The following is a 20,511-nucleotide window of genomic DNA, read 5'->3' on the forward strand; positions in this document are numbered from 1 at the left end:
TGACGGGATGAGCGCCGCCGCCTCTCAAAAGCGCCTGCTACTGGTGCGGGAGGCGGTGGCGGCCTTTCAGGCCGGCGATATCGCAACGGCGGAGACGCTGTTCCGAAAGGCGGCGGCGGATATCGGCGGTAAGCGGAACGACGATCCGCGCATTCCCTATAACTACGCCGTTTTCCTGCGTCGGACCGGTCGGCCGCAGGACGCCGTCTATTGGCTGGACCGCTGCCTGCGCATGGCGCCGGACCATACAAACGCGTCCATTGAAAAAGGCCTCGCGCTGATCGAGCTGGGGCAGGCGCAACCCGCCATCGACCTTTTGACGGCGTTTCCCGGCGATGCGGATGCCTTGCGTGGCCTCTCCATCGCGGCGTTCAAGTTGGGTCAATGGGATCGGGCGCTCGGCGCGGTGACGGCGTTGCCGATGCCGCAGGCGGAAGACCGGCTTTTGGCCATCCGCGCGTTGGCGGAATTGGGGCGGCTATCGGAGGCCGAAGCGGATGGTGCCGACCTCGCCGCATCGCATCCGACCCTGAAGGCAGATATCGCCAAGGCCTTGACCCGCCGGTCGAAGGGCCGATTCAGCCTGCACGAACCTGCCTAGCGCCGTCGATCTGTGCCGCCGCGTGATCGAAGCTGTCGCGCGAGTCCTGGATGCTGGGCTGATTGACCTGCGCCCAATTGACGAGGCCCGCGATGGGCGTCAGCAGGGACTGGCCCATATCCGTCAGGCTGTATTCGACGCTGGGCGGGACCGTGTCGAAAACGGTGCGGTCGACCAATCCGTCGCGCTGAAGGTTCCGTAGGGTCTGCGTCAGCATGCGTTGCGAAATATCGGGCAGGGATCGGCGCAACACGCCGAACCGTTTCGGCCCGTCCTGCAATTGCAGGATCAACAGCGTGCTCCACTTATCGCCGATCCTGTCCAGCACGCTGCGCACCGGGCAGTTCGACAGATCGTCGAACTCGCAGGGAATCGGGATTTTCGGGGTAGGCGTCTGTGTCATGCCGCGCGCTCCATTGCGATCCACCATCCATTCCGTCGGAGGGTGGTTACGTCCAGGTAACCAAAGGCATTGAAAGTGCCATCTTTTCGTCTTTCAAGTTGGTTACTATTTTAGACCTACTCTCAAATCTATACAAAGGATCGGTTCTTATGTCCAACAAACTCCTCGTCAGCGGCGCCGCCGGACAGTTGGGGGGCGCGGTCGTCGCCCATCTGCTGGATACGTTCGGCGTCGACGCGTCGCGCATCGTCGCCGGGTCCCGGGATCCGGGCAAACTGGCGGATATCGCCGCGCGCGGCGTCGCGACGGCGCGGGTCGATTTCGACGACCCGGCATCCATGGCGGAGGCCTTCGCCGGGATCGATACCCTCTTGGTGATTTCGACCGACGCGCTGGGGCAACCCGGCAAACGGCTGGCACAGCACAAGGCGGCGGTCGCGGCGGCGGCGAAGGCGGGGATACGGCATATCGTCTATACCTCGCTGATCAATCCGGAAAAATCGGTGATCCACTTCGCGCCGGACCATGTCGGGACGGAACAGGCGCTACGTGACAGCGGCGCGGGTTGGACGGTGTTGCGGAATGCCTGGTACATGGAAAATCTGATGGCCGCCATTCCCTCCGCGTTGGAATCGGGCACGTGGTACACGGCGTCCGGCACGGGCTCTGCCGGCTATGTGACGCGCGACGATTGCGCCCGGGCGGCGGCGGCGGTGCTGGCATCCGGTCCGACGGAAAACGCGGTCCATTCAATCACAGGACCGGAATCGCTGTCGGTGGACGATCTGGTCGCCACGCTGAACAAGGTGAACGGAACGTCGATCGAGGTCGTGCAGCTTGATGACGCCGGCTTCATCGGTGGGCTTCAGGCAGCGGGCCTGCCGGACATATTGGTCAACATCATTTCCGAATTCGACCGGGATGTGCGGGCCGGTACCATGGCGGGCGCCAGCGACGCGGTGAAGACGCTGACCGGCACCGCGCCGGTATCCTTCGCCGATTTCGCGGCGACGATAAAAGGCTGACCGGATGATGGGCACGCGGCGGGGCTAGTAAGCGCCGCCGCGTTGCCTGCGGAAGGTGCCGGGACCGATGCCGACCGTGCGTTTGAAGACGGCGGAAAAGGACGGCACGGATCGATAACCGCAGCGTTCCGCGATTTCCGCCATGTCCAGGTCGGTCGATTGCAGCAATTCCCGCGCGCGCAGCAACCGCCATTGCCGTAGATAGGCGATAGGCGCCATGCCGACGGCGGTGGCGAAACGGTCGGCGAACCGGGCGCGGGACATGCCCGCCTCCGCCGCAAGGGTCGTCAGGGTCCAGTCTTCTGCCGGTCGCTCGTGGATCGCCGCGATGCCCCGGCGCAGGGATGCATCCGACAGGGCGGCCAGGAATCCCGATCCTTCCAGAACCGCCTGTCGCCGCAAGGCTTGCAAGAAGACGATTTCCAGCAGGCGCGTCAGAACCTCCCGCCCTCCCTGTGCGTTCAAATCCGCCTCCATGGCCGTCAGGCGCAGTGCCGCCACGGACCAGGGCTCGGCCCCCAGATCGCTTTGTCGCACGGTCATCAGCGGTGGCAGGGCGCCCAACACCGGATGATCCAAGCCGTCGTGAAAGGCGCAGAAGCCGCAGAGCAACCGCGTGACGGTTCCGGTCTCGCCCACCGATAGGACACCGTCGGTGAACCTCCCCGCTGTCATAGCCGCGTCCAACCCGATTGGCGGGATATCGCAGTCGAGAATCAAATCCTGAGCGGCCCCATTCGGGATGATGGCGATGTCGCCTTCCTCCAACATCACGGTTGCGTCTCCGTCCGGTAGGCGGACCATGCACTGGCCCTGCAATACCTGATGAAAGCGAATGTCGCGCCGGTTCGCCGGAACACGCACCGCGAAAGGCCCCCGGAACAGGGTGCGGAAATAGACGTCGCCGGTCAGGCGAAGCGTACGGCAGATATCACTGATCAAATCATTCGTCATAGCGGTTGAGACGATTGAATAAGTTTTTAGGTCTGTTGAGGATCGTGTTTCCCGAACGATCTGTCAATTTGCGCGGACATCGTTCGGGAGGTTATTCATGTCCATCGATACTGTGCTTGCCTTGATCGGCTTCGCCTTTGTCATGTCCGTATCGCCGGGGCCGGGGAATTTCCTGCTGCTCGCTTCCGGTGTCAATTTCGGTTATCGGCGATCTCTGCCCTTGGTCTTCGGGATCAGCCTTGGCTTCCTGACCATGGTTTTCGTGCTGGGCATCGGGTTGGGCGAAATCCTGCGGCAAGTGCCGGAGGTTCTGGTTGCCCTTCGGCTGATCTGTGGGGCGTATGTTTTCTATCTGGCTTGGAAGATCGCGCATATCCGCTCTCTGGGGAGCGGCGCCGGTCCGGCAGTCGACGAACCCATCGGGTTTACCCAAGCGGCCCTGTTCCAACTGGTCAATCCAAAGGCCTGGGCTGTGGCGCTGATATTGGGTGTGTCCTATACCGACCCCGACAACTACCTCACCAGCCTGATCATCCTGATCGCAGTGTTCGCCGTGGTGAATATTCCGACGATCAGCATATGGGCGATTTCCGGTCAGGCGTTGCGACGCCTCCTCTCCTCCGACCGGCGGCTGCGGTTTTTCAACCTGTTCATGGCATTGCTGCTGGTCGGCACGATGGTGCCGGTGCTGGCCGGGGTCTATACGTTCTAGCGGTTGTGGGCGCGGTGATTCTTGCGATAGCCGCCGCGCGCGTCGCCGATAAGGTCCAGGGTTTCTTCCACCTGCCCCACGTGATCGCCGTCCAGCGTCCCGAAACGGGCCGTGATCCCGCGCGGCACGGGCCACAATTGCGCGACGGGCGTTCCTTTCGGCAGGGTGCCGGTCCAATCCCGATCGGTCCAGAGGGCCGGGAAATGCACGAAGCCATGGCTGAAGGCGTCGCAATCCACAATCCCGGTCAGGGTGCGGAAGGGCAGGTCGAAGCGGTTCACCGGATGGGTGAACAGGACCGACCAGCCGTCCGGGACCGACACCGTCCAGGCGGAATTGAATTTCAGCGCCGCCATGCCCGGCGCGGCGAAAGGCACGCCGTCCAATTGGGCGGAGGGATGCTGCGCGATCGGTGCGCGGGTCAGGCGGTCCAGGCTGCTGACCGGTAGGTCCCAATCCCAGGAGAAACTGCAATCCGCATCCACACTCACATCGCAGAGTAGGGGCATCAGCCACCCGCCGCCCATCGCGTCGATGAAGGGTGGGCATTGCTTTACCGTGCGCACATCCTGATCCAGGGGAACGCTGTGTGCCTGCCCCGGCATGGCGCGCAGCCAGTCGGGCAGACCGTCTCGACCGGGGATCGGGCGAGGCAGGATATCGTCCCATTCCGGGGGGCAGCGAAAGACGATTTCCACGGTCATTCGATGCCTGTCCCTGCCTGTTGTCGATCCCGTTAGCGGATGGATTTGCGCTTGCGTTCCCGTTCCTTGTGGATCGTGTAGGCCACTGCCGCGACGATGGTGACAAGAACGAACAGGACGCCGATCACATTGATAACCGGCGACAGTCCGAAGCGAAAGCGCGATCCGATTTCCGTCACCAGGGTCCAGTCGCCGCCGATGGCAAACACCGTGGTGTTGTAGTTTTCGATGGATTGCAGGAAGGAAATGACCGCCCCGGTGATCAGCGTCGGCCGCAGGAAGGGCAAGGTGACGCGCCGGAACATGAAGAAGCTGGACGCGCCCAAGTCCAGGGCCGCTTCCTCCAGCACCCGGTCCTGCCGTTGCAGCCGCGCCATGAACAGCAGCATGCAATAGGAAGCGACGAAGCTGGCCTGCGCGACGACCGTCAGGAACAGACCGCCGCTGACCCCGGCGCGGCCCCAGAAGATCAGCGTGGAAATCCCAAGCACGATGCCCGGCATTAGCAAGGGGGAGACCAGAACGGCATAGAGCATGTTGTTATAGCGGCTGTTCAACCGGGTCAGGATCATCGCGCCCGACAGGCCCAGCGGCAGGGCGACGACGATTACCCCAACGGCGACGGTCAGGGAATTCACGATGCCTTGCAGGATCCGGTCGTCCTGCGCCAACTCGCCGAACCAGTGCAGTGTCCAGCCGCGCCATTGCGTGACCGACGGATATTCATAGGCGTTGAAGGCCGCCAGCGACATGACCGCCAGGGGCGCGAACAGATAGATGAAGAACAGACCGATATAACAATTCAGAATAACGCTGGACCAGGCGATGCCGCCCTTATCGGCGCGTGCCTTGGGTCCAATCGTTCCGTCCGCCGTCGTGACCGCCATGATGGTGCCTCCCCCTATGCCGTCGCCCAAATCAGTTTGCCCAAATCACTTTGCGATATCGCGGATGCCGACCTTGAACACCTTCATCATGATCAGGATGAAGGCCAGGCAGACCAGGACCAGACTGAAGGAATAGGCGGCGCCCACATTCCAGCTCTGTGCCTCGAAGAACTGCCGGTAAATCAATTGCGAAAACCAGTCGCCGGATTTGCCGCGCGTCATGATCTGCGGCACGGAATAGGACCCGACGGACAGCATGAAGGTCATGATGCAGCCGACGGCGATCCCGGGCTTCGCATGCGGGATGACGATCCGCCAATGAATCTTGAAGGTCGACGCGCCCAAATCCTTCGCCGCTTCCAACTGATTGCGGTCCAGCGTATCGACGGTGTTGTAGATCGGGAAGATCATGAACAACACATAGGCATAAATCAGCGCGACGAAGACCGACCCGGAGTATTCCAGGAAGGGAATCCAGCTTTTGTCCGCGAATTCGACCATGCCCAGCCACATCAGCACGCTGTTGATGACTCCCTGATAGTCGAGGATCATCAGCCAGGCATAGACCCGCAAAAGCTCGTTGATCGCATAGGGAATGACGAGGCCCAGCAGCATCAGCGCCGCGCGTTGCGGCGGCGCGACCTTGGCGATGGCGAAGGCGATCGGGTAACACACGACCAGCGCCAGCGCCGTCACCATCAACGCGTAGACGATGCTCTTTACAAAAATCATGAAATGAAGCGACGACATCTTGGTGTAGTTTTGGATGCCGTATTCCCGGGGCGGGTCCGTTTCCTGGGATTCCAGGTCGGCGATCTCCGACTGCAAGGCGTCGATCTTCGCCTGAATCGCCGGTTTGTCGGCTTCCGCCGCGGCGGTGACGTCGTATTCCAACAAGCCCAGGTCGGAATAGGCTCGGTCGATTTTCATCCCCAACTGGTCGTCGCGATTGATGTCCCATAAGGAGGTTTCCAGCATGAACCCCTGGGGCAGGACGATCAGGACCAGAATCCAGAACGCGGTCAGGCTCACGAAGATCCAGGACAGGCCGCGTCCGTAGCTGCGCAGGAGGTCAGTCATTGTCGACTTCCCCCGCGCGCATGACCAGCGCGTCCCGTGCGTTGAACCCGACCCGGGTGTTGCCATCCAGATGGCCGTGCATGCCGATATTCGGCTGATGCACGATGATCGGCCCGGCGCTGCCCCGGAAAAACAGGTTCACATAGGCGCCTTCCAGATCGCGACGTTCGAAGGCCGCTTCGAAATGGTTTTCCGGGATCACGCCGTTGACCAGTGCGGTGCGCTCCGGCCGGACGAACAGCATCGCCCGATCCCCGGCGGTCAGCGCGTCCTGATTCAGGCCGCGCACCTCACCATAGGGGGTTTCGATGGCCGCGTATTCCGCGTCGGCACGGGTGACCTTGCCTTCCAGCACGTTGTTTTCGCCGACAAAGGTTGCGACGAAAGGCGTTTTCGGATTGGCGTAGATATTGTCGACCGTGTCGACCTGTTCGACGACGCCCGCCTTCATGACGGCGATGCGGTCGGACATGGTCAGCGCTTCCCCCTGATCGTGGGTGATGAAGATGAAGGTGACGCCGGTCCGGTTCTGAATTTCCTTCAATTCCGCGCGCATATGCTGGCGCAGTTTCAAATCCAGGGCCGACAGCGGCTCGTCCAGCAACAGAACGGCGGGTTCGACGGCGAGCGCGCGGGCGATGGCCACACGCTGCTTCTGGCCGCCGGACAGTTCCGCCGGGGTTTTCTCCTCATGCCCTTCCAGGCCGACCATGGAGAGGAGCTCATAGGCCTTGGCGCGCCGGGCGGTCTTGTCGATGCCGCGCGCTTCCAGGCCGAACGCCACGTTTTCCCAATTGCTCATCAACGGGAACAGGGCGAGGTTTTGGAATATCAGGGCGGTGGGCCGTTTCGCCGGGCCCAGGCCGCGCATGTCGTCCCCGCCGATCAGGATGCTGCCTTCCGTCGGTTCCATGAACCCGGACACCATGCGCAGGATCGTCGTCTTGCCGCAGCCGGACGGCCCCAGGATGGAAAAGAATTCCCCCGCCTCGATGGTCAGGTTGGTTTTCTGAACGGCGGTGAAGCTTCCGAACCGCATCACCACGTCGCGCAACTGTACGTCCTTGCCCCGCATCGCATCCCCCATAGTGCTGAAATGGTTACCTGATGAATCGGTCCGATATGAAAAGCGGAAGGCCGGGCGGCATTTCCCATCCGCCCGGCCCACCGACCTTATGAAGATCAGGCGTTGGTGATCTTCTCGACATATTCCTGACGCAGCGGCGCGAAATACGGCGTATCCGCCTGCCACCACCAAAGATTCGCCAGCGCTTCTTCGGAATAAACTTCGTTGAACTGCTTTTTGTATTCTTCACCGGCGAAGTCGCCCGCGCCCTTGACGGCGGAGTTGTAGCCGGTGTTGGCGGCGAACATGCCGGCCATTTCCGGATCCAGCAGCGCGTTGATGAGGGCATAGGCCTGTTCCACGTTGGCCGCGCCGGAGCACACGCCCATGGAATCCATCCAGGTGATGCCGCCTTCTTTCGGCATGCGGTACTTGTATTTCGCGTCTTCGCGGTTCAGCAGCAGGCCCGTCGTGTCCCAGGTCTGGCCGATCGTGGCGCCGGCGTCGGTATAGGCCGCCGTGGCTTCGGTCGCGTTGTTCCAGAAGGCCGCGATGTTTTCCTTACGCTCAATGATGAATTTCGTGCAGGCGTCCCAGATGCGGCGCGCGTCGTCTTCGGACTTGTAGATGTCCAGCGCGCGGTTGGACGGCACGTCGCCGGTGGAGTCGAGGTAGATCGCGACGCCCATGATGACCGACTTCTGACGGAAGGCGGCGGCGCCCTTCGCTTCCGGCGACCACATGGTGCCGAAGGAAACGTCGGCGTCGGCCAGATCGAATTTGGAACTGTCGAAGGTGATCGCCTCGGTGCCCCAATCGAACGGCAGCAGGTACCGCTTGCCGCGATAGGTGGCGCCCAGGTTGATCGAATCGCGGACCATCGACGGGATGATCGCGTCCATCTTCACCTTGCTTTCGTCCAGCGGGGCCAGAAGGTTGTCCGGATAGTAGTTCGCACCGTTGGTGATCGACGGGAAAATGACGTCGAAGCCCTTGCCGCCGGCGGCACGCAGTTTGTTTTCGGCTTCGTCGTTCGAACCGAAGGTCGACAGGTTCACCTTGATGCCCGTGTCGGATTCGAATTTCTGGATCATGTTGTCCTTGAAATAGTCGCCCCAGGCGAAGACATCGACCTGGCCGGAGGAGGCCAGCGCGTCATGGGCGCGCAGGATGGCCGGCGCGGCGACGGCGGTCGCGGCGGCAGCGGCGGTGCTCTTCAGCACGAAACGGCGTGAAACGGACATGGATGGACCCCTTTTCTGATCGAATGAGGCGGCGAACGGCCGCCCGTATGTCGGTTATTGATTCTGTCGTACAGACCTATCGGCGGATCGGCGGAACCCGCGGATGGAATACCCGATGGGACCGCCTATGCCTGGGGCGTTTCCATACTCCCGCTCGTTGACGCTATGGTGTCGTCTGCGTTGCAAGTTCGTGACGGAGCGCTTTTCCCGTAGAGCGGCTGCAACGGATTGTTTCCTGAAAAGGGCTTTTGTTTCGGAAATTCGCTGCCATATCTGTCACAGTGAACACAATGAGGACGCGCCATGTATATCGCCCGCGTATTTGACGGCATGGAAACCGCCGACGGGGATGGGGTCCGGCTGACCCGTATGATCGGCACCCCACAGTTGGAGATGATCGATCCCTTTCTGATGCTGGATCGGTTCGACAGCGACGATCCGGACGCCTATATCGGCGGCTTCCCGGACCATCCGCATCGCGGTTTCGAAACCGTGACGGTGATGATCGACGGTCAGTTGCGCCACAAGGATTCCACCGGTGGCGCGGGGCTGATCGGTCCCGGCGACGTGCAGTGGATGACGGCGGGGCGGGGCATCGTCCATTCCGAAATGCCGGAACAGATCGAAGGCCGCATGCGCGGGTTCCAGCTTTGGGTCAATCTGCCAGCGAAGGACAAGATGGTTCCCGCGGGCTACCAGGACCTGACGAATGACAAGATCGCCGTCGTGGAAAAGGACGGTCTGACCGTGCGCGTCATTGCCGGGTCCTATGACGGGACTGACGGGGCGGCGGGCACGCATACGCCGATCCGCCTGCTTCGGATCAATGCCGACCCCGGCACCGAAATCGAACTGACCGCGCCCGACGGCTACAACGCATTCTTCTGTATCTATGAAGGGTCCGTCACCGGCCAGGACAACCTGTCCCGCGAGATCGTGGCCAAGGCACCGTCGCTGGCCCAATTGCACGGCAAGGGCACGATCAAGGTCACCGCCGGGAATCAGGGCGCGGCCCTATTCTATGGCGAGGGCCGCCCGATCAACGAGCCGGTCGCCCGCTATGGTCCTTTCGTCATGAACACCCGCGACGAACTGATCCAGGCGGTTCAGGATTACCAGACAGGCCGGTTGACCGCCTGATCCCGACATCGCCGGTCCCTATTTTCCGGCAGGACGAATTGTGCGTGCGGCGGGCAGGGTGACCGTAACGGCGGTGCCCTTGCCCAGCGTGCTTTCGATGGTCAGGGTCCCGTCGTGCAATTCCGTCAGCTTCTTGGACAGCGACAGGCCCAGGCCGGTTCCTTCATGCGCGCGCATGGAATCCGACCGGGCCTGACCGAAGGGTTCCTGCACCTTTGGAATATCCTCCGGCGCGATGCCGACCCCGGTATCGGCCACGGTGAAGCGAACCCGGTTCTCGCCGTCGATTCCTGCGGAAACGATGATCTTGCCGCCCGGCACATTGTATTTCGCGCTGTTGGACAGAAGGTTCAGGACGATCTGCTTGATCAGGCGCTCATCGGCTCGGATATGGGGCAGAGATTTAGGGACGTGGAATTCGAAGTTCAAGAAGGCCGTGTTCTTCGTGCCCTGGATCATGCGCAGGCATGATTGCAGAATCTGCGCGAGGTCGATCTCCGATTCCTCAACGGTCTGCCGCCCCGCATCGATCTTGGTCAGATCCAGAACGTCGTTGATCAGGTTCAGAAGGTGTAGACCGGACCGCCGGATGTCCTTTGCATATTCCAGATATTTCGGCTGGTTCATCTTGCCCAGAATCTCTTCGGTCATGATCTCCGAGAACCCGATGATGGAATTCAGCGGCGTGCGCAGCTCATGGCTCATATGCGCCAGGAATTGGGATTTGGATGCGCTGGCCCGTTCGGCGTCTTCCTTCGCCTTTTGCAGGGCGCGTTCCCCGGTCTTTTGCCGCGTCACGTCGGAATAGATGGTGACGAAACCGCCCTCCGGCAGCGGATTGCCCTGTACCGAAATCACGGTGCCGTCCGGCCGGACCCGTTCAAAGCGATGGGGTTCGAACCGTTTCGACAACTCGATGCGTTTCTGCACCATTTCTTCGACATCACCGATGCCGTATTCGCCCTTTTCCGCATTGTACCGGAAGAAATCGGCCATGTTCGACCCCAGACCGAACTGGTCGCGAGGGAACCCCAGAAGATCGAAGAATTGCTGGTTCGCGGCGATCAGGTTCAGATTCTTGTCCATAACGCTGACGGCGTCCGACATGGCCGACAAGATCGTGTCCAGAAGGTCGGACTTTTCATGCAGCAAGGCTTCCGTGCGCAGCCGCTGTTCCGTATCCAGCAGCAGCATGCCCAGAACCGCCGTTCCCGGTGTGAAAATCAGGATGTAGGGCACCGCCAGCCGGTCCAGGATGGATTGAACGACATCCGTCGGCAGGAACAGCATGAATTCCAAAACGCACAGGGCGTGGATGAGGAAGCCCATGGCCAGAAAAACATACCATCTGGCGGACACGATCCCTCGCCGACGCAATGTGTGGAAGGCGAGACCGATGCCCATTGCCGTTGAAATCGAGACAACACCGACCAGCGCCCCGCTACCCCCGAGATAGAGGCGATAGGTGCCGCCGATCGCGGTCGCGATGACCCCGGCGACCGGGCCGCCGAATAGGGCCGCCATGGAAACGATGACCGTGCGGGCGTCGAAGATGACACCATTCGCGAATTGCAGCGGCGACATCATGCCGATGACACAGATAGCACCGAACAGGATACCGGACGCCACGCGTCCGACGATCTGTTGGTTTGGCCATTGCCGCACGATAAAGTAGTTCAGCAGGCTGAGCGCCAAGAGAAGCGCGACGCCGTGCGTCAGCGATGTAATCATCTATCCGACCCGAATTCGATGGTTCCAGATACCATATCGGGTCTTAAAGAATAGTTAGTTTTCAGGCGTTCGAACGCCAGACGTGAACAGGCCGTTCAATAGACGGCGGACGACTTGCCGATACCGGTCGGTATCGCCGCCTTGGGCAATGGCATAGGCTGCCCGGTCGAAGACCGCCGACAACAATACCGCCGCCTCCTCAATGGCGAGAAAGTCATCGCCCGCCGATTGCGCCGCCGCCGCAAGCCCGGCCTTGAGAGTGCCGCCGCCCGTAACCCGATCAATCTCCGCCATGGTGTCGACCCCGAGGACGGCGGGACCCTCGACAAGCAGCAAATGGGCGCGCCCCGGCACGGCCATCGCTTTAAAATAGGCCGCGGCGCCGTATTCCAGGGCCTCGATAGGTGACGTTGCCGTCGCGGCGCTTGCTTCTATTTCGGCGGCTACCGCTTCGGCTTCCGCCACGACCACGGCTCGGAACAGGTCGGCCTTGTCCGCGAAATGGTGATAGAGAGCACCGCGTGTCACCGAGGCCGCGGATACGATCTCCGGCGTTCCGGTTGCATTGTAGCCGTTCTTCACGAACAGATGCCGTGCGGTTCGGATCAGGTTCGCGCGCATGTCTTCCGATCGTTCGCGGTTCGATCGGCGTTCTTTGATTTTTTCTTGCATACAAACAGCCTGTATGTTTATTTCATTCACATGCAAAGTGTATGTAAATGACAAAGGGAAAGCAATCCATGCGCTGCACGCAATTCTATCCGGTCATCATGACCGGAGACGTCGTCGGAACGGCTCGGTTCTATTGCGATCATTTCCGCTTCACCCCCGCCTTCGAGGCGGACTGGTATGTCCACCTCCAGTCGCGGGAGGATTCGACGGTGAACATCGCCGTTCTTCAGGGCGATCATGAGACGATCCCCGAACCGGCACGGGGACGAGCTTCCGGGGTCATTCTGAATTTCGAAGTCGACGACGTCGATTCCGTATACCAAGCGGTGACGGCAAGCGGCTTGCCGATCTGCTTGGCATTGCGTGACGAACCGTTCGGACAACGCCACTTTATCACCAGGGACCCGAACGGAGTGTTGATCGACGTCATCACACCGATTCCCCCGTCGGAAGAATTCCTGGCCCAATACGCACCGGGTGCCGCGGCAACCTGAACAATAGTGGGGTTCAGGCAGCTTCAGTCCCGTGGCTCGGCGAGGTCCTGGTCCAGCTCACGCGCCACCGGATTGGCCAGGGCCTCGGCGTTCTTCACAGCGCGGCTACGACAGTTTCGTCGCCGCGAGTCTTTTTGAAAGTTTTAGGGTCACGATCTCGAGCGCGGCGCGATCCTCGTCGTCCAGCAGGGACAGTATCGCATCCGCGCGGTCGGCATAGAGCGCGATGAGTTTCTCGTAAAGTTCGGTCCCCTTTTCCGTCAGGTTCAGAAAGGACCTTCTGGCGTCGCACGGATCCGCCACCCGCGTGATCAATCCCTTTTTCTGAAGTTTCTGCACGCCGCGGCTGATGTTGTTTTTCGGTAGGCCGGTAATGCCGCAGATTTCCCACGCCATCGTGTTCGCCCGATGGGCCGTTACGTACAGCACGACGAATTCCATGCGCGAAAGGTCGTACTCCCTGTCGAACCTGGCATAGATCGGAAAGATGAAGCTGTTGGCGATAAAACAGATTTGCCAAATAGCCCCGATCTTATTCTCCTCGAGGATTCCGATCGCCTCCATCCGCTCCGGTTTATTTGCTGGCTCCGTCATTCGTTCTCTTTTCTTGTCGTCTCTGTGTTGGACAGATTTGGTCCCATGCCGACACCCGATCCGCAACAGATACTGAACAAAAATGGTTCCATATGGAACTTGACATTGTTCCATATGGAACCATACTCCCCGACATAAGAAGACCAATCAGCGTTTTCATCAAGGGAGGAAACAGGAAATGAAGATCAGCTTCCGTAAAGTCGTCAGTGCCGCGGCGCTTGCCATTGCCGCCGCGACGGGGAGCGCATCGGCGCCGGCCCCTGTCGAGGCCGCCGAACTGCGCATGTTGTCGGGCTTTTCACCCAATTTCGTCTGGTATCGTGAAATCGGTCCGCGCTTCATTGAGATGGTGCAGGAAAAGAGCGGTGGCGACACGACGATCAGCTTCACCGGTCCCGACGCCGTGCCGACCTTCGAACAGTTCCAGCCGGTGCAAGCCGGCGTGTTCGACTTGTTGTTCACGCATCCGGCCTACCATTCCGGTACGACGTCGGTCGGTCTGGCGATCGACGCGATCGATGTGGATCCGGTCAAACGCCGTGACGTCGGCATCATCGACTATATCGACCAACATTACATGCAGCGCGGGATGAAGCTGATTTCAGCGCCATCGACCGGTACCAAGGGGTTCCGCTATTACCTGCGGGAGCCGATTGACGGCGTGCCCGGTCTAAATGGCCGCATCATTCGCGGTACGGTTTCCTATCATCCGATGATCAAGGCGCTCGGCGGCAGTCCGCTGAACATGCCGGTCAGCGAAATCTACACGGCGCTTCAGCGCGGCACGGTGGATGGCGCGGCCTGGGGCCTGACAGGGGCCAAAGACCTGAAATGGAACGAAATCATCAAATACATGGCGGACCCGGTCTTCGGCCAGGTGGGCGTGATGATCTTTATGAATCTCGATTCCTGGAACGCTCTGGACGAAAAAACACAGAATATTCTGTTGGAAGCGGGGCGCGAGATTGAAGTCGAGGCCCAATCCCACTTCGATAAATTGCAGGCGGACGAATTTGAGTGGTTGAGCGCCAACGGTATGGAGGTGACCAGCTTCGATCCGTCCGAAGGCAACGAATTCGAGCGTCTGTGGGCGGAAGGCGTCTGGGAAGTCGCGGCGGAAGTGTCCGGCGACGACGCGCGCAAGCTGCGGGAATTGGCGAAAAGCCACGGCATGACGCGTTGACATGTCGGCCGAACGGAAAATTGAGGCAGCCGGGGAGACCCGGCTGCCGTCCCGCCTGACACCGGTTTTCCGCGTTCTGGATTGGGTAACAAGCTTCGCCTATCGCGTCAGCGCGCTGATCCTTTTGGCGATAACGGCGCTGTACTGCATGGAAATCGCACTGCGCTATTTCTTCCTGTCGCCGACGTTATGGACTCGCGACACGATTACCTACTTCCTGTGCGCGACGCTGCTTCTCGCCGCGCCGCAAGTGGCGCGCGATAACACGCATGTCGCGATCAACATCTTCGTCGAAATGATGCCGCAGAGGATTAAGGGCCGTATGGAGACGATCCTCGCGCTCTTGACCGGGCTGATTTCCGGCGGCGTTGCCTGGATCACGGCGCAGGACACGATTCGCCTGTTCGACTCCAACATTCTGACGCTGACCACCATCGCCGTCCCGAAATGGTGGATATCGATCTTCATTCCGATCGGCTTCGCCCTGGTGGCGCTACAATTCCTCTCCCTTGCGTTGGATCCGACGCGGATGGGGCACGACAAAAGACAGGTTTAGATCATGGAATGGTATTGGGCGCTTACCCTGGCGCTGGGGGTATTGCTGGCCTTGATGGCCGTCGGACTGCCGGTCTTCGCGGCCTTTCTGGTCGCGAATGTCGGCGGGGTTCTCCTGGTCATGGGGCCGCGCGGTTTCGGGCTGTTTTCCAACAGCATTTATGAAACCGTCACGTCGGAGACCTTCGTGACGATTCCCTTGTTCATCCTGATGGGCGAAATATTGTTCCGGTCCGGCTCGGTGGAGGTTCTTTCCAACGCGCTGGACAAGCTGATCGGGCGTATGCGCGGACGTCTCTATTTCCTCGTGATCGCGCTGTCGACGGTGTTCAGCGCCTTGTCCGGTTCCGCGGTCGCGGTCGCGGCGATGTTGGGGCGATCGCTATTGCCGCAAATGACGTCGAAAGGATACGACAAGGGCCTCTCGAATTTCACGATCCTGGGCGGTGCGTCCCTGGCGCCGATCATCCCGCCGAGCCTGCTGGTCATCGTTATCGGATCGTTGGTCAACAACGTCTCCATTGCGGGATTGCTCATCGCCGGCCTGATACCGGGAATTCTGATGTCGTCCCTGATCGGTCTTTATGTCGTCGCGCGTGTGAGGATGCAGGCGGATCTCGCACCGGCGACGGAAGTCGGCACTCAATACTCCGCCAAGGAAAAATGCCTGGCCCTCGCCGGGACGCTGCCCTTCGGCATCGTGATTTTTTTCGTGATGGGACTGATCATCTTGGGTGTGGCGACTCCCTCGGAAGCGGCGGCGTCCGGCGTTCTCGGGGCGGCGGTAACCGCTGTGATCTACCGTCGGTTCTCCCTGAAGCTGATTTGGGATTCCTTGCGCTCCGCCGTGGGGATCAGCGCCATGATCATGCTGATCGTCGCGAGCTCCAAACTGTTCGGGCAGCTATTGTCCTTCGTCGGTGCGACGGCGGGGTTGATCGACTATGTCGGTGGGTTGTCGATCGACCCCTGGATGATGTTGGTCGTGTTGATGCTGGTACCCCTGATCCTGTGTATGTTCATCGACCAGTTCGCGTTTCTGTTGCTGGCGATTCCCCTCTACGAACCGATCATTCGGACTTACGGCTTCGATCCCATGTGGTTCTGGACGCTGTTCCTGATCAACCTGACGATAGGCAGCATCACACCGCCGTTCGGATACACGCTCTTTGCGCTCAAGGGGGCCGCCCAGGACACGACGCTGAATGAAATCTATCGCAGCGCGTGGCCCGCTGTGGTGATTTTTGTGATCGGGCTCGGTCTGCTGGCGGTTTTCCCGTCCTTGGTGACCGCCTTGCCGTCGCTGCTATGACGATGTCGATATCCGTCTCGGAATACGGTGACAACAGGCCGGTCGCGCGACGCCATGACATTCCGTCGTCGTCGACTCCCGGCCTGAGACTGCATGTGCGGGAGCGACGTCCGCCGCAGGGCGTCCCGGTGTCGTCCACGCCGCTATTGCTGGTACACGGTGCCACGATCGCCAGCGCCTTATGGGATGCCCCATTGCCCGGCTGGTCGTTCATGGACAGGCTTGCGCGGCAGGGGCTGCATGTCTTCGCGGTCGATTTACGGGGGTATGGCGGGTCAAGCCGACCTGCCTGTTTCAGTGAGCCCCCGGACTCTTCGCCGGCCTATGCACGGGCGGCGGATGTCGTCGCGGATGTCTCCGACGCCCTCGACGCGGTGCGGGAATGGACAGGGGCAGCGCAGGTCGATCTTCTGGGCGGCTCATGGGGTAGTGTGATTTGCGGCATGGTCGCGGCGGAACACGCCGTTGGGCGCGTGCGGCGGCTCGTTCTATACGCGCCGCTATATGCGGAGCCGAATTACAGACCTACATGGCTTCCGCCGGTTCGCGGGCCCTTCCAAGAGAAGATGATCGAGGAGACGGTTGGCGCATACCGCTGGGTGACAATCGACGCGTTGCGGGCGCGCTGGGATGAAGAGATCCCCTTTGCCGACAAGTCGCTGTGGCGCCCGCAAGGAATGCTGGCGACCATGATAGCACCTTATATCGAGAATCCGGGCGGGGGGGCGGACGGACCGGCGGGCCTGAAGGTCCCCAACGGGACCCTGGTCGACCTGTATCGCGTGTTCGACGGTCGGCCGCTATATGATTGTGCCCAGGTCACGATGCCGACCCTGCTGATCCGTGGTCAGGCGGACCCCATTTCTACTCGGGACGACGCCTTGCGGCTGCTCGACGGGTTGGGCACGTCGGATAAGCACTATGTCGACGTTGCGAACGGCGCCCATTTCATGGTCGCAGAGCGGACCTCTCCCCGCGTACAGGAGATCGTTACCGGGTTCCTGCAGGATTGAAGAACGTCAGTCCTGCAATTCCGGCAGGTCCTTGTAGAGGTCGAGCGCTTCCGGATTGGCCAGGGCTTCCGCATTCTTCACCGCGCGACCGTGTACAACGTCGCGGACGGCCAGTTCGGTGATCTTGCCGGACCGAGTGCGCGGGATATCCGCCACCGCGATGACCTTCGCCGGGACGTGACGCGGGGTGCAGTTGGTGCGGATGCGGGTCTTGATCGCCGCGATTAGATCGTCGGTCAGCGCGTGGTCCGGCAGCATCTTCACGAACAGGACGACGCGGGTATCCGCGTCCCAGGTCTGCCCGATGACGATGGATTCCAGGACCTCCGGGAAGGCCTCCACCTGGCGGTAGATTTCCGCCGTGCCGATGCGCACGCCGCCGGGGTTCAACGTGGCGTCCGACCGGCCATAGACGACGAAGCCGTTATGGTCCGTACGTTCGATGAAATCGCCATGGGTCCAGATATTCGGGTATTTTTCGAAATAGGCGGCCTTGTAGCGTTCGCCCGTATCGTCGCCCCAGAAGCCGAGCGGCATGGACGGGAAGGGCTTTACACAGACCAGTTCGCCCTGTTCGCCCTGAACCGGCTTGCCCTCGTCATCGAAGACCTGAACCGCGAAACCCAGGCCCGGCGACTGGATTTCACCGCGCCAGACCGGCTTCACCGGGTTGCCCAGCATGAAGCAGCCCAGAATGTCCGTGCCCCCGGAAATGGAGCTGAGCTGCACATCCCGTTTCACGTCGCGATAGACATAGTCGAAGCTTTCCGGCACCAGCGGCGACCCGGTGGACAGGATCGCGCGGACGCTGGACAGGTCATGGGTTTCCTTGGGCTTCAACCCGGCCTTGGCGCAGGCATCGATCCATTTGGCCGACGTGCCGAAGACGTTCCATTTTTCCGCCTGGGCATAGTCGAACAGGATGTTGCCGTTCGGATAGAAAGGGGAGCCGTCATAGAGCATCAACGTGGAGCCGCAGGCCATACCGGCGACCAGCCAGTTCCACATCATCCAGCCGCAGGTCGTGAAGTAGAACACCTTGTCGCCCGGACGTTCGTCGCAATGCATCAGATGTTCTTTCCACTGCGTCAGCAGCGTGCCGCCCGCGCCGTGGGTGATGCATTTCGGCTTACCCGTCGTGCCCGACGAATACATGATGTAGAGCGGCGTGTTGAAGTCGAGTTGCGGGAAATCGATATCCCCCGCCGCGAAGGGGGCGATGGCGTCGGTCAGCGATACCGCGCCCGGCATGGCGGAACAATCCGGCGCGTCGGACAGCAGCGGCAGGACGATCACCTTTTCCACGCTGGGAAGCTGCGGCAGGAAGTCGGCGACGCGCGGCAGGCTGTGGATGGTCTTGCCGTTGTAGAAATAGCCATCGGCGGTGAACAGGACCTTGGGTTCCGACTGGCCGAAGCGGTCGAGAACGCCCTGTTCGCCGAAATCGGGGGAGCAACTGGTCCAAATCGCGCCCAGGGATGCCGTGGCCAGCATGGCGACAATGGTTTCCGGCATATTGGGGACGAAGCCCGCGACCCGGTCGCCGGGACCGACGCCCGCCGACGACAGTGCCTGCCGCAGGCGGGAGACGAGGTCGTAGACCTGATTCCAGGACAGGCGACGTTTTACCTTATCTTCCGACCAGAAGACGAGGCAGTCGCTATCGTCGCGGCGGGACAGCAGGTTTTCCGCGAAATTGAACTTCGCATCCGGGAAGAATTTCGCGCCCGGCATCTTGTCGCCGTCGGCGATGACGCGGGCGCCCTTGGTTTCCGCCTTGATGCCCGCGAAATCCCAGAAGGAATCCCAGAACCGTTCCGGCGCATCCACCGACCATTGCCACAGCGCGTCATAGTCCGGCAGGTCGACGGACCAGCGCTGGGCGCATTGCTTGCGGAAACGGGTAATGTTGCTGGCTTCCACACGCTGCGCATCGGGCGTCCAAAGCGGTTGGGTTCCGGACATCGGCGGGTCTCCTTCGGGGCGGTTTTATGCGACGGATTTGGCCGAACCGTCACAGGCGTATTGCCGCATATCCGCTTGTTTTAAAACTGGCAAGGGGATAGCACGGTAAGGGGGCAAGGCCAAGCGAGTGCACCTGTGTTCGCAGGCCGCCCGGATGTCTGGATAGGAAGCATGAGTCCGCCCATCGCGGAAGTCGACGCGACAGCAACGAAACATACGGTCCTGGGGCCGGACGGGAAGCGGCCGGGGCCGGGCGCGCAGACTCCGGGGAACCCGTTTCTGGGCGCTGTGCTGATGACGGGGGCGGCGGCGCTTTTCGCCGCTCTAAACACGCTTGTGAAATACGCGTCCAGCCTGGGTATGGATCCGTTGCAGATTTCCTTCCTGCGCAGTTTCTTCGCCGCCGTCACCATGCTGCCGATCCTGGTCGGGCCGGTGCGTCGGAACGGCTTCCGTCACTTGGTGCCCACCCGTTTCTGGTTGATGACTTTTCGCGGCCTGTCGTCCGCCGTCGGCGTCATCGTCTGGATGACGGCGGTTACCTTGCTGCCGCTGACCGAAGTCACGGCGATCAGCTTCACCGCGCCCCTGATCGCGACGGTCGGCAGCGCCCTGATCCTGGGGGAAGTCGTGCGCGCAAGGCGGTGGAGCGCCGTCGCCATCGGTTTCGTCGGCGTCCTGATCATTCTGAGGCCGGGGATGATCCCGCTGGATGTCGGGTTTCTTTGGGCCATCACGGCGGCAGTGTTCATGGCCATGGCGGCCTTGATCATCAAGCTTCTGACACGCACCGAACCGCCGGACCGGATCGTCTTCTGGACGAATGTGTGGCTCACCGTCGGGACGCTCATCCCCGCCTTGACGGTCTGGCAAACGATGACCTGGGAGTTCTGGGTGATCGGCATCGCCATGGGGGTGACGGGCGCGATCAGCCATATCCTGCTGACCTACAGTTTCTCCGTCGCGGATGCATCCATCGTGCTGCCCTTCGACTACGCGCGCCTGCCCTTCGTCGCCGTTCTGGGCTATGCGCTCTTCGGTCAGGTGTCGGATCTGTATACTTGGGGCGGCGCCGCGTTGATCGCGGCGTCAGCGATCTATGTCGCCCGGCGCGAACAGCAGGTCGCCAAGCGCGCCCGGATTGCCGCCGCGGCGGCGGCCGAAGCCGACTGATCC

The 20,511-nt window shown here is 61.2% G+C and carries 21 protein-coding genes; 10 read left to right on the top strand and 11 right to left on the bottom strand.

From position 1 onward, the window contains the following. Positions 1-7 precede the first annotated feature (7 nt). On the top strand, positions 8-601 hold the full coding sequence (locus HH303_RS12350) for a tetratricopeptide repeat protein (RefSeq protein WP_169625624.1): 594 nt from the start codon (positions 8-10) through the stop codon (positions 599-601). On the opposite strand, the gene HH303_RS12355 is transcribed toward HH303_RS12350, so the two are convergent. After that, positions 579-1,004 carry a winged helix-turn-helix transcriptional regulator gene (locus HH303_RS12355; protein ID WP_227421743.1) on the bottom strand — a complete coding sequence of 142 codons (426 nt, stop codon included), beginning with the start codon at positions 1,002-1,004 and terminating at the stop codon, positions 579-581. The genes HH303_RS12350 and HH303_RS12355 overlap by 23 nt on opposite strands. Positions 1,005-1,153: 149 nt before the next feature. On the opposite strand from HH303_RS12355, the gene HH303_RS12360 reads away from it, so the two are divergent. After that, positions 1,154-2,029, top strand: coding sequence for an NmrA family NAD(P)-binding protein (locus HH303_RS12360; RefSeq protein ID WP_169625626.1), 876 nt, complete (start codon positions 1,154-1,156; stop codon positions 2,027-2,029). A 24-nt stretch (positions 2,030-2,053) separates the two neighbouring features. Here the strand turns inward: HH303_RS12360 and HH303_RS12365 are convergent, their stop codons facing one another. Next, positions 2,054-2,971, bottom strand: a complete 918-nt coding sequence (locus HH303_RS12365; protein ID WP_264465894.1) for an AraC family transcriptional regulator — start codon at positions 2,969-2,971, stop codon at positions 2,054-2,056. A gap of 109 nt (positions 2,972-3,080) precedes the next feature. Here HH303_RS12365 and HH303_RS12370 point away from each other — a divergent pair, with 109 nt between their 5' ends. Then, entirely contained in the window at positions 3,081-3,695 is a 615-nt protein-coding gene (locus tag HH303_RS12370) for a LysE family translocator (RefSeq protein ID WP_169625628.1), read from the top strand. Here HH303_RS12370 and HH303_RS12375 read toward each other — a convergent pair. The 5 genes from HH303_RS12375 to HH303_RS12395 form a co-directional block, all read right to left on the bottom strand. Beyond that, the gene (locus tag HH303_RS12375; RefSeq protein ID WP_169625629.1) at positions 3,692-4,399 is read right to left on the bottom strand and encodes a hypothetical protein; all 708 of its coding nucleotides are present in this window, start codon (positions 4,397-4,399) and stop codon (positions 3,692-3,694) included. The genes HH303_RS12370 and HH303_RS12375 overlap by 4 nt on opposite strands. Positions 4,400-4,431: 32 nt before the next feature. Then, the gene (locus HH303_RS12380) at positions 4,432-5,286 is read right to left on the bottom strand and encodes an ABC transporter permease (RefSeq protein ID WP_169625630.1); all 855 of its coding nucleotides are present in this window, start codon (positions 5,284-5,286) and stop codon (positions 4,432-4,434) included. A gap of 45 nt (positions 5,287-5,331) precedes the next feature. Continuing rightward, a complete protein-coding gene (locus tag HH303_RS12385; RefSeq protein WP_169625631.1) occupies positions 5,332-6,366 on the bottom strand; it encodes an ABC transporter permease in 1,035 nt (344 codons plus the stop codon). After that, on the bottom strand, positions 6,359-7,441 hold the full coding sequence (locus HH303_RS12390; RefSeq protein ID WP_169625632.1) for an ABC transporter ATP-binding protein: 1,083 nt from the start codon (positions 7,439-7,441) through the stop codon (positions 6,359-6,361). The genes HH303_RS12385 and HH303_RS12390 overlap by 8 nt, the downstream gene beginning before the upstream one ends. 107 nt (positions 7,442-7,548) lie before the next feature. Then, positions 7,549-8,676 (bottom strand): extracellular solute-binding protein, encoded by a 1,128-nt coding sequence (locus HH303_RS12395; RefSeq protein ID WP_169625633.1) that lies wholly within the window; start codon positions 8,674-8,676, stop codon positions 7,549-7,551. A 303-nt stretch (positions 8,677-8,979) separates the two neighbouring features. Between HH303_RS12395 and HH303_RS12400 the strand changes: the two genes are divergently transcribed. Beyond that, on the top strand, positions 8,980-9,816 hold the full coding sequence (locus HH303_RS12400) for a pirin family protein (RefSeq protein WP_169625634.1): 837 nt from the start codon (positions 8,980-8,982) through the stop codon (positions 9,814-9,816). A gap of 18 nt (positions 9,817-9,834) precedes the next feature. Here HH303_RS12400 and HH303_RS12405 read toward each other — a convergent pair whose 3' ends face one another. Both HH303_RS12405 and HH303_RS12410 read right to left on the bottom strand, forming a co-directional pair. Then, positions 9,835-11,547, bottom strand: coding sequence for a sensor histidine kinase (locus HH303_RS12405; protein ID WP_169625635.1), 1,713 nt, complete (start codon positions 11,545-11,547; stop codon positions 9,835-9,837). A gap of 54 nt (positions 11,548-11,601) precedes the next feature. Continuing rightward, positions 11,602-12,219, bottom strand: a complete 618-nt coding sequence (locus HH303_RS12410; protein WP_169625636.1) for a TetR/AcrR family transcriptional regulator — start codon at positions 12,217-12,219, stop codon at positions 11,602-11,604. A 68-nt stretch (positions 12,220-12,287) separates the two neighbouring features. Between HH303_RS12410 and HH303_RS12415 the strand changes: the two genes are divergently transcribed. Further along, on the top strand, positions 12,288-12,713 hold the full coding sequence (locus HH303_RS12415; RefSeq protein ID WP_169625637.1) for a VOC family protein: 426 nt from the start codon (positions 12,288-12,290) through the stop codon (positions 12,711-12,713). Between the two features lie 105 nt (positions 12,714-12,818). Here HH303_RS12415 and HH303_RS12420 read toward each other — a convergent pair whose 3' ends face one another. Next, on the bottom strand, positions 12,819-13,277 hold the full coding sequence (locus HH303_RS12420) for a MarR family winged helix-turn-helix transcriptional regulator (protein WP_169625638.1): 459 nt from the start codon (positions 13,275-13,277) through the stop codon (positions 12,819-12,821). A 208-nt stretch (positions 13,278-13,485) separates the two neighbouring features. On the opposite strand from HH303_RS12420, the gene dctP reads away from it, so the two are divergent. From dctP to HH303_RS12440, 4 genes are all read left to right on the top strand, one after another. After that, positions 13,486-14,490 carry a TRAP transporter substrate-binding protein DctP gene (dctP, locus tag HH303_RS12425; RefSeq protein WP_169625639.1) on the top strand — a complete coding sequence of 335 codons (1,005 nt, stop codon included), beginning with the start codon at positions 13,486-13,488 and terminating at the stop codon, positions 14,488-14,490. A 1-nt stretch (position 14,491) separates the two neighbouring features. Continuing rightward, positions 14,492-15,046 (top strand): TRAP transporter small permease, encoded by a 555-nt coding sequence (locus HH303_RS12430; RefSeq protein WP_169625640.1) that lies wholly within the window; start codon positions 14,492-14,494, stop codon positions 15,044-15,046. A 3-nt stretch (positions 15,047-15,049) separates the two neighbouring features. Next, positions 15,050-16,357: a TRAP transporter large permease gene (locus HH303_RS12435; RefSeq protein ID WP_169625641.1), complete on the top strand. Its 1,308-nt coding sequence runs from the start codon at positions 15,050-15,052 to the stop codon at positions 16,355-16,357. A gap of 95 nt (positions 16,358-16,452) precedes the next feature. Then, on the top strand, positions 16,453-17,370 hold the full coding sequence (locus tag HH303_RS12440) for an alpha/beta hydrolase (RefSeq protein ID WP_169625642.1): 918 nt from the start codon (positions 16,453-16,455) through the stop codon (positions 17,368-17,370). A gap of 6 nt (positions 17,371-17,376) precedes the next feature. Here HH303_RS12440 and HH303_RS12445 read toward each other — a convergent pair whose 3' ends face one another. Then, positions 17,377-19,335 carry an acetoacetate--CoA ligase gene (locus tag HH303_RS12445; protein ID WP_169625643.1) on the bottom strand — a complete coding sequence of 653 codons (1,959 nt, stop codon included), beginning with the start codon at positions 19,333-19,335 and terminating at the stop codon, positions 17,377-17,379. Between the two features lie 171 nt (positions 19,336-19,506). Here HH303_RS12445 and HH303_RS12450 point away from each other — a divergent pair, with 171 nt between their 5' ends. Next, positions 19,507-20,508: a DMT family transporter gene (locus HH303_RS12450; protein ID WP_169625644.1), complete on the top strand. Its 1,002-nt coding sequence runs from the start codon at positions 19,507-19,509 to the stop codon at positions 20,506-20,508. The last annotated feature ends 3 nt before the right edge of the window (positions 20,509-20,511 follow it).

It is taken from the genome of Pacificispira spongiicola, assembly GCF_012926505.1.
GTDB classification, from domain to species: domain Bacteria; phylum Pseudomonadota; class Alphaproteobacteria; order UBA8366; family Aestuariispiraceae; genus Pacificispira; species Pacificispira spongiicola.